This window comes from Psychrilyobacter sp., from assembly GCF_037132775.1.
Lineage (GTDB): Bacteria > Fusobacteriota > Fusobacteriia > Fusobacteriales > Fusobacteriaceae > Psychrilyobacter.
This window is the reverse complement of the sequence record NZ_JBAHZY010000069.1, coordinates 1-9,750: the sequence shown is the minus strand read 5'-3', so window position 1 is coordinate 9,750 and position 9,750 is coordinate 1. Positions and strand designations below refer to the sequence as shown.

At 32.5% G+C, this 9,750-nt stretch carries 4 protein-coding genes and 1 pseudogene; 1 reads left to right on the top strand and 4 read right to left on the bottom strand.

The window, feature by feature from the left end; genetic code table 11:
- Positions 1-633 precede the first annotated feature (633 nt).
- The 4 genes from V5784_RS04675 to nagB form a co-directional block, all read right to left on the bottom strand.
- A complete protein-coding gene (locus tag V5784_RS04675; protein ID WP_336887886.1) occupies positions 634-2,340 on the bottom strand; it encodes a [FeFe] hydrogenase, group A in 1,707 nt (568 codons plus the stop codon).
- Positions 2,340-5,012: a formate dehydrogenase subunit alpha gene (gene fdhF / locus V5784_RS04670; protein ID WP_336887885.1), complete on the bottom strand. Its 2,673-nt coding sequence runs from the start codon at positions 5,010-5,012 to the stop codon at positions 2,340-2,342. The genes V5784_RS04675 and fdhF overlap by 1 nt, the downstream gene beginning before the upstream one ends.
- A gap of 723 nt (positions 5,013-5,735) precedes the next feature.
- Positions 5,736-6,872: an N-acetylglucosamine-6-phosphate deacetylase gene (gene nagA, locus V5784_RS04665; protein WP_336887884.1), complete on the bottom strand. Its 1,137-nt coding sequence runs from the start codon at positions 6,870-6,872 to the stop codon at positions 5,736-5,738.
- Between the two features lie 28 nt (positions 6,873-6,900).
- On the bottom strand, positions 6,901-7,728 hold the full coding sequence (gene nagB, locus V5784_RS04660; RefSeq protein ID WP_336887883.1) for a glucosamine-6-phosphate deaminase: 828 nt from the start codon (positions 7,726-7,728) through the stop codon (positions 6,901-6,903).
- A 346-nt stretch (positions 7,729-8,074) separates the two neighbouring features.
- Here nagB and nagE point away from each other — a divergent pair.
- Positions 8,075-9,502: pseudogene (nagE, locus tag V5784_RS04655) on the top strand (N-acetylglucosamine-specific PTS transporter subunit IIBC).
- Positions 9,503-9,750 lie beyond the last annotated feature (248 nt).

The window sequence follows — 9,750 nt, the reverse complement described above, 5'->3', positions numbered from 1 at the left end:
ACGATCTTAAATTTAAACTTAGAAGAGTAAGTTTTTCGTGTATTCATAATCAAAATCCCCCATATTGTTTTCTTAAATTATACCCTATTTTTTTGCTTAAGGTTAAACACTCTTTGTATGAATTTATACGACCATTATACTTGCCCCTTCTTATTTATAAACTCAATCTGTTCTATACTACTCATAAGATCTCCTATTTTATTATATTAGCTGCATTGCTTAAAAAAGAAAATACATTTTCATTCATTAAGTCAGATACTTCACAAATCTATATAAATTTTAAATATACTGAAAACAAGTAACTATAATTAGTATAAATCCAATTTCAATATTTTACAATGTTATACCTAAACTAAAAACATTCATAATGAAACCCTTAATTATTTTAGCAATATATGGATAATTTCCTTTTTTTTAGGCTTATTGACTGCTCTTGTGTTTTCTTGTGTTTTTTCTACAGTTATAAGGATCTTTTACCTAAAGGGAAATGTTATACATTTTTCTCAATCGATTCTTTAATTAAACTTAAAAGTTTAACTCTGAGTTAATTAAAGTTAAATCCATCGAAGTAGCACTCGGTGCAGATATGTCAAAAGAGATCTATATTATATATATAGATCTCTTTTGATAAATTTATTTATTTCTAGGTTCATAGTGAGTATGTAACAAATGATGACTCTTATGTCCCCCTGGTTTCCCTAAAAAATCTGCATAAAGTTTTTTCACCTCTATATTTTCATGAGATTTTCTCAAGGTAGATTTTTCATCTGAATCATATAATCCTATTTTTCTTTCGGCTATAACTCTCATATTATCTGGAGCAGGTGATCCTCCTCCATTTAAACATCCTCCAACACAGGCCATTACTTCAATAAAGTCAACTTTTCTTTCACCTTTTTTTATTGATTCTAAAAATGGAGTTGCATTTTTAATACCATTTATTACTGCAACATTGACTTCTTTTCCAGCTAAGATAAGAGATGCCTCTCTTATTCCTTCAAATCCTCTCACTTCTTTATATTCAAGGGAATGACTCGTCTCTCCTAATACATCCGAAACTGTTCTCAGAGCTGCTTCCATTACTCCGCCAGTGGAAGCAAATATTCTTGCGGCTCCTGTCCCTTCACCTAGAAATTGATCAAACTCTTCTTCTTTTTCATAGTCAGCTAAATTTATTTTATTCAATCTAAATAATTTTGCTAACTCCCTTGTTGTGATTACCATATCTACATCTTTATTTCCCTCATCATCTGTCATCATGTCCCTTCTAATTTCATCTTTTTTAGCTGTACAAGGCATTATAGAAACTGAATATATCTCAGAAGGTTTTACTCCCGATACCTTTGAATAATAACTTTTAGATAGTGCTCCAAATATTTGTTGAGGAGATTTACAAGATGATAAATTATATAAAAACTCAGGGTGGTTGATCTCAGCGTAATTTACCCAGCCCGGACAGCAAGATGTAAACATAGGTAAGACTCCGCCATTTGTAAATCTATCCAAGAACTCTGTTCCCTCTTCCATAATAGTTACATCGGCACCAAAATCTGTAGAGAAAACTCTATAAAATCCTAGATCTTTTAGAGCTGCCACCATTTTTTTAGTTATATCTGTTCCCGGCAAAATTCCAAATTCTTCCCCTAGGGTATTTTTGACAGCTGGTGCCATTTGAACTATTATATGTTTCATAGGATTTTTTAGATCATAATTTAATTTCTTTAGATCTATCTTTTCGTGTAATGCTCCTACTGGACATATTTTTACACACTGTCCACATGAGATACAATTAGTTTCTGCCATTGTTCCATGGGTCATGCCTATAGATCCATCTTCTTTTACACAATAGATTCCAATCCCCTGGATTTCCTCACATACTTTCACACATCTTTGACACCCGATACATTTATTCATGTCTCTTACAAATGCAAATGAAGAATTATCTATAGCTAATTTTTCACGGGTTCCGTCACCTCTATTATCTACACCATATTCATAGGATATATTTTGTAACTCACAATCTCCCATTGCTTTTTCACAGGTAAGACAGTCATTGGAATGATCTTTTAATATCTCTTTAATTCTATCTTTTCTAAATTCTTCTACTTTATCTGAATGGGTAATTAATTCCATTCCTTCTTCAGGATAGTTGTCACAACTTGTAATTAATCCCCTTCCTATAACTTCTACAGAACAAACTTTACATACTCCTGCAGGACATATATCTTCATGATAACATAGAGTAGGTATTTCGATTCCCATTGCATTTATATTTTGTAGAAGAGTTTTTTCTGTATCAAATATAGATTTTTTTTGATTTATTATAACTTTTACTTCCATTATTTTTTCACCTCATATTTTTCTATAGATACAGTTGTTAATTTTAATTCTGGTTCTCCAGATTTTTCATCTAAAGCTTTTGTTCCTGTGAGCATATTTGCTGATCCTTCAGCAAAATGAAAAGGCATAAATACAGTTCCCTTCAAGATTTTTTTAGTTTCAAAAACCCTTGTCTGTATAGCACCCCTTCTAGAAGTTACAGTTACTATATCATTATTTTTTACTCCTATCTCTTCACAAGTTAATGGGTTTATCTCGATATAAGAATCTGGTGACTTTTCATGAAGTCCCTCTGTTTTAGCAGTCATAGTTCTAGTATGATAATGATATAAATTTCTACCATTAGTCAGTACATAGGGATATTTTTCATCCACAATCTCTGCTGGCAGATCATATTCTACAGGAATTATAAGTCCTTTTCCTCTCATAGGTCCATCCACATGAAGGATAGGTGTTCCAGGATGATTTTTATCTTTTACAGGCCATTGTAATCCTTCTTTTTCTATCCTGTCATATGATATTCCTGCATATTGAGGTATCAGTCTTGCCATCTCATCCATTATATCTGCAGGACTATCGTAATGAACATCATATCCAAATTCATTCATAAGTTCCATAAATATTAACCAGTCAGCTTTAGCTTCTCCACAACCTTTTATGGCAGTTCTTACTCTCTGGACTTTTCTTTCAGTATTTGTAAAGGTACCATCTTTTTCAGCAAATGATAGTGCCGGTAAGATAAGATCTGCATATTTGGCCGTTTCTGTCATAAAAATATCCTGAACTACCAAGAAATCTAAAGACTCTAAAGATTGAATGATATGCGTTGTATCGGGGTCAGACACAATTGGATTTTCCCCCATGATAAATAAGAATTTTAAATCCTTATGATGAGCTGCATCCATAATTTGTGTTAGAGTTAATCCTTCTTTTATAGGTAGTTCAACACCCCATTCTTCTTTATATAATTTTCTGAATTTCTCATCCTTAATACTCTTATATCCAGGAAGTGTATCTGGGAATGCCCCCATATCACATGATCCTTGCACATTATTTTGTCCCCTCAAAGGATTTATTCCTGTTCCTGGTCTTCCTATCTGTCCTGTTATTAAAGCTAGGTTAGATAGTGATATTACAGCATTTGTTCCAGTTTTAAACTGAGTTATCCCCATTGCATAATAGATTGAAGATGCCTTACTCGTTGCATATAATCTAGCAGCTTCTACTATTTTTTCAGGAGATACTCCACATATTTCTGAAGCCATCTCTGGAGTATATTTTTTTACCATCTCTTCTAGTTCTTCATACCCTTCAGTATGTTTTTCAATATAGTTATTATTAGTTAAATTCTCGGAAATAATTACATGAATCATTCCATTTATAAGAGCTATATTAACTCCTACATTTACTTGCATATATACGTCAGCATCTTCCGATAGATCTATTTCCCTTGGATCAGCCAATATTAATTTAGTTCCATTTCTTTTTGCTTGCTTTATCTTAGCTCCTATTACAGGATGATTTTCCCTTGGATTTGATCCAATTACAAAGATTAAATCTGAATCTTTTGCTTCTTCGATACTATTTGTCATGGCTCCACTTCCTAGTGTAGTTGCAAGACCTGCAACTGTTGCAGCATGTCAGAGACGGGCACAATGATCTATATTGTTAGTCCCAATCGAAACCCTCATTAATTTTTGAAATAAAAAATTATCTTCATTGGTACATCTTGCAGATGCCAATCCTCCAATTGCATCAGGACCAAATCCTTCCTTTATTCCATTGGCTTTAGATACGAATAATTCATATGCTTCCTTCCACGTAGCCTTTCTAAATTCACCGTTTTCTTTTATTAATGGTGTCTTTAATCGATCTGGATGATCTATAAATTTATATCCAAACTTTCCCTTTACACAGAGTAATCCATCATTTGGACCAGCCATCACCGGCTCTACGCCTACTACTTTATTTTTCTTAGTAATAAGCTCAAATTGACATCCTACTCCACAGTATGAACACGTTGTCTGAGTTTTTTTTACTTCCCAATTTCTATATTTTGTCTTTTCCTTGGCTTGAAGAGCTCCTACAGGACAGACACTTACACAATTCCCACAAAATACACAGTCGGAATTATTTATTATTTTATCTCCAACTACCTTTACTTTTTTATTATTTTTATCTAATGTTAATACATCGTTACATTGGAGTGTTTTACATACCGCTACACATTTTCCACACGAGATACATTTATTTGGATCGATATCATAGAATGGGTTACTTCTATCTAAAGAAAGTTCCTCTCTACAATCATTATGCCTTTGTTCTACCCCATATTCATAGCAATAATCCTGTAATCTGCACTGCCCTGATTTTTTACAGACCAGACAATCCAATGGATGGTCCACTATTATAGATTCTAATATTTCTTTTCTCTTTCCTATGATTTCTGGAGTATGAGTTTTTATCTCTAATCCCTGTTCTACCATGATAGAACATCCCTTTATTATTTCACCATTACATTCTACAACACATATCCCACACTTATCTTTTGTCTCAAACCTTTCATCATAACAGAATGTTGGTATAATGTGTCCTGCTGATTCTGCCGCCTGGCAGATAGTCATATTTTTTGAAGTTTTTACTTCCTGACCATTGATATTTATCGTAACCATCTTAAGATATCCTCCTATAAAACTTAAAAAACAATTCATTTTTTCTCTGTTACTTAAAAATTTTATATTTACAGAGATAATTCTACCTCCTAGACTAAAATAAATCAATCATTTTCTGCATATAATTTAATACATGGTTCATTTATTTGAGAATATTTTAATTTAGCTCAACATTTTTCCTTTAAAAATGGTATGATTGCAAAACTAAAAGAGAGGAAGATAAAAACAAATATAAATTTGTCTCTAGAGGAGACGATTCTGATACAAATAAAAAATAAATTTCTCTTTGGAAAAATGAAGGGGTAGATCTACTGTGAAATACAGTAATTTAACCTCTATTTATAGCCTAAAAACGTCTAATGAGAATACAAACTGTCTTCTCATTAGACGTTTTGTCTACTGGTTATACAAATCTAAAAACACGCTCTCTACCCCAATGTTTTCAACTGTTTAAAGGCTTTGTTATTTAGCGTATTTTGATTATAGGAGTACGATTGCAAGGGGAAGTTTTTAGGAACGCTTAGGAGGGCAATGAGGGAGAATAATTGGAGATGTATAATTGAAAATTAAAAAAAAGATAAAAACTAGTCACGAATTGCACGAATGTATATGAACAGTTTAAAATTTCGTATAATTCGTGACAGAAAAAAGGTTTGTTATTAGAAATCTGAGTATTTCTGTGTAATCTGCGACAAAAAAAGCTTCTGTGTTGATAGTATTTTTCTATCTTCTACTTTTCCCCTTTACTATTACATCTATTAATTCTATTTTTTCATCCAAAATAACTAAATCTGCTATATACCCACTAGCTATCCTTCCATATCTATTATCTATATTCACTGCTTTAGCCGGATATAGGGATGCCATCCTCAAAGCTTCTTCTAAAGAAATGCCTACATGTTCTACTAAATTTCTGACTCCTTGATCCATGGTCAATACCGATCCAGCCAAATTTCCCTCTTCATTTCTCAACTGACCATCTTTATGAAAACATCTTTTACCCTCAAACACGAATTCAGTCATATCAGTCCCTGCAGGAGAGGCTGCATCTGTAACAAGATATAACCTTTCTCCCATTAATTTTTTAGCAATTCTCACACTGGCATAATGACAATGAAATCCATCTACTATTATTCCTGCTTTTATATCTTTAGAATCAAATATAGCTCCTACAACTCCAGGCTCTCTGTGAGTAAACGGACTCATAGCATTATATAGATGCGTTGCCAAAGTTATCCCATAAGGTTTTTTTTCTATTACCTCTTCATAGGTAGCATTGGTGTGTCCAAGGGCTACATTTACTCCCCCTTCTCTTAGGATTTTTATATGTTCAGATTTTACATTTTCAGGTGCTAGAGTAAGGATAGTTGTTTTTGACTTGGATATTTTTTTTATAATTGCATCTGATAAAACCCTTATCAAGTCTTCCCTATGAGTTCCTTTTTTCTCCGCAGATATATATGGACCTTCTATATGAAGTCCCAAAACTCCTAAGTTTTCCAAATCCTCTATCTCTTCCATTAGTTGAAGAGCTCTCTCTATCTTTTCATCTGCACAGGTAATAAGTGTAGGAGTGTATAGAGTACAGCCATGTTTTATATTGGTTTCATTCATGACTTTAAAAGTATTTATGGATATATTTTCATTTAGTAAGACTCCTCCACAGCCATTCAGCTGTAGATCTATAAATGCTGGTGCTATAAGATTACCATCTATATCTTTTTTTTCTATATTTGGATAGGAAGTGTCTAAATTTTTTAATTTTACAATCTCTTTTATTTTTTTCCCATCTATCACAACTGTCCTGTTAAAGATAGTTTTTTCTCCAGTAAATATTCTGCCATTTATCAATGCATACATACGTTTCATCTCCCTTTCAAAACTAACCTTATTTTACTCTCTTGTATAGATCTGTAATTAATTTTTCTGAGTCTAAGTTTGCACTTTCGATATCTTTAAAGTATCTATAAGTTCCTACTTTTAATTCTATAGTAGCTTCTTCATCGGATACTATGATACCATTTCTATGCATTTGAAGAGCTGAGATTGTCCACATATGATTGATTCCTTCTTCTATAGCTTGGCGCAATGCTCTGGCCTTATTATGTCCATTTACCATGATCAATACTTCTTTAGCGTCCAAGATAGTGCCTACCCCTACAGTTAGTGCCAGCTTTGGTACTTTAGTTATATCTCCATCAAAGAATCTAGAGTTAGCTATAATGGTATCAGCAGTTAATTCCTTATCTCTTGTTCTAGAAGTAAGGGATGATCCTGGTTCATTGAATGCAATATGACCATCTGGACCGATTCCACCTAGGAACAGATCTACTCCTCCTATAGTTTTTATTTTTTCTTCAAATCTTACACACTCAGCCTTATAATCTACAACCATTCCATCTAAAATATTGATGTTCTCTTCCTTTATATTTATATGATTAAAAAAATTTTCATACATAAAATAATGGTAGCTTTGTGGGCTTTCCTTATCTAAACCTACATATTCATCCATATTAAATGTTACTATATTTTCAAAACTGATGATCCCATCTTTATAAAATTGAATAAGTCTTTTATACATTCCTAAAGGTGTTGATCCTGTGGGCAACCCCAATACGAACGGATTTTCTGAAGTAGGTTTTGCATCCAATATTTTATTTGCTACATAACATGCCGCCCAGTCGCCAATATTTTTTTCAGTAATTATAACTCTCATAGCTCTTCCCTCCGAATTTTTATTTTTTATTCATCAAATTATAGTTTTATTTTATTACATTGTCAATAACTTTGTAAAAAAAGCACAATCAATAATTTAAAATTGAATTTTTTTTACAGAGTTATTGATTTTTGAGATACTTATATTGTATTATATTTCTAGAGAGAGTTTTTGAAGAATATGTACTGTAATTATATTGCATCAATTTTATATTCCTCTCAAAACAATAAATTTTTAATAATGTATTTAGTAGGAGAATAGATACTTACCGAGTATCTTATCTAAAAGTAACAAATTTTAAATCATATAAAAGTTTTATAATTATTTAATTTTAAGGAGGAAAAATATGTTTAAATTTTTACAAAAAATTGGTAAAGCCATTATGGTTCCTGTAGCAGTTTTACCTGCAGCAGCGATATTAATGGGTATTGGGTATTGGTTAGATCCTTCTGAATGGGGTGCTAACAGTGCTACTGCTGCAATTTTAATTAAAGCCGGGGGTTCAATTATTGATAACATTCCTATTTTATTTGCTGTTGGTATTGCCTATGGTATGTCTAAAGATAAAAATGGTGCTGCTGCATTAGCTGGTTTAGTAGGTTTTAAAGTTATCACTACCCTATTATCTCCAGGGGCAGTTGCTCAAATACAACATATTAATCTCGAGGATGTATCGGTTGCATTTGGAAAGATCAACAATCCATTTATTGGTATCTTAGTTGGAATTGTCTCATCTTCACTATATAATAAGTTTAATAAAGTTGAGCTTCATAGAACTTTATCATTTTTCTCAGGAAGAAGATTAGTTCCAATCCTGACAGCAGCTATTATGATTCCAATTGCATTTATATTGATGTTTATTTGGCCGATAGTATTTGGTGGATTAGTTTCTTTCGGAACTGCTATTTCTTCAATGGGACCTCTTGGTACTGGAATCTATGGTTTCCTAAATAGATTATTGATCCCAGTTGGATTACACCATGCATTAAATGCAGTTTTTTGGTTTGATATCGCTGGGATTAATGACCTTGGAAACTTCTGGGCTGGAACAGGAACCAAGGGTGTTACGGGGATGTATATGGCTGGATTCTTCCCAATCATGATGTTTGGATTAGGAGGAGCTGTTGCTGCATTTGTTAAAACTTCAAAACCTGAAAATAAAAATAAAGTGGCTTCGATAATGATCGCTGCTGGATTCACTACTTTCTTTACTGGTGTTACTGAACCTCTAGAATTTTCATTTATGTTTTTAGCTCCTGGATTATATTTAATACATGCGCTTCTTACTGGTCTTTCTTTATTCGTTGCATCTAGCATGCACTGGGTTGCTGGATTTGGATTCTCAGGAGGATTAGTTGACTTTATTCTCTCATCAGGCACAAAATAAGCAAATAAACCTTATATGCTTATAGTTCAAGGTTTGGTATTTATGTTTATTTACTACTTCATATTCGTTACTTTAATTACTAAGTTCGACTTGAAGACTCCAGGTAGAAAAGATGAAGAAGATAATGAAAAAATCGAATCTCCTACAACTCATACAGCAACTGCTAAAGCACTACTTGAATACCTTGGCGGTGCTGATAATTTAGTTGATATAGACAACTGTGCTACTAGACTGAGGTTAGAAGTTAAAGATCAAGGGTTAGTTCAAGATGCTAAGATCAAAAAGATCGCGTCTGGAATATTAAAACCTGGAAAAACATCTGTCCAAGTTATCATCGGACCACATGTAGAATTTGTTTGTGATGAATTAAAAAAATTAGTTAAATAAAATATTTAATAAAGAATCATTACAAATAACTCAATAAAATCAAAGACAAAAGGACACTAAAATTAGTGTCCTTTTGTCTTTGATTTTATTGAGTTTATAGATAAATAGGTGAAAATATTTTGGGTCTGTCCCAAATTACGTGTAAATTACATTTCTTAGCTGATAGAGGGTATCTTAATTGGTACCCTTTTCATTTACCTATTTTTTTATAAATGTCCTTTTAATCTTTCTTCAAATTCTATTGATAG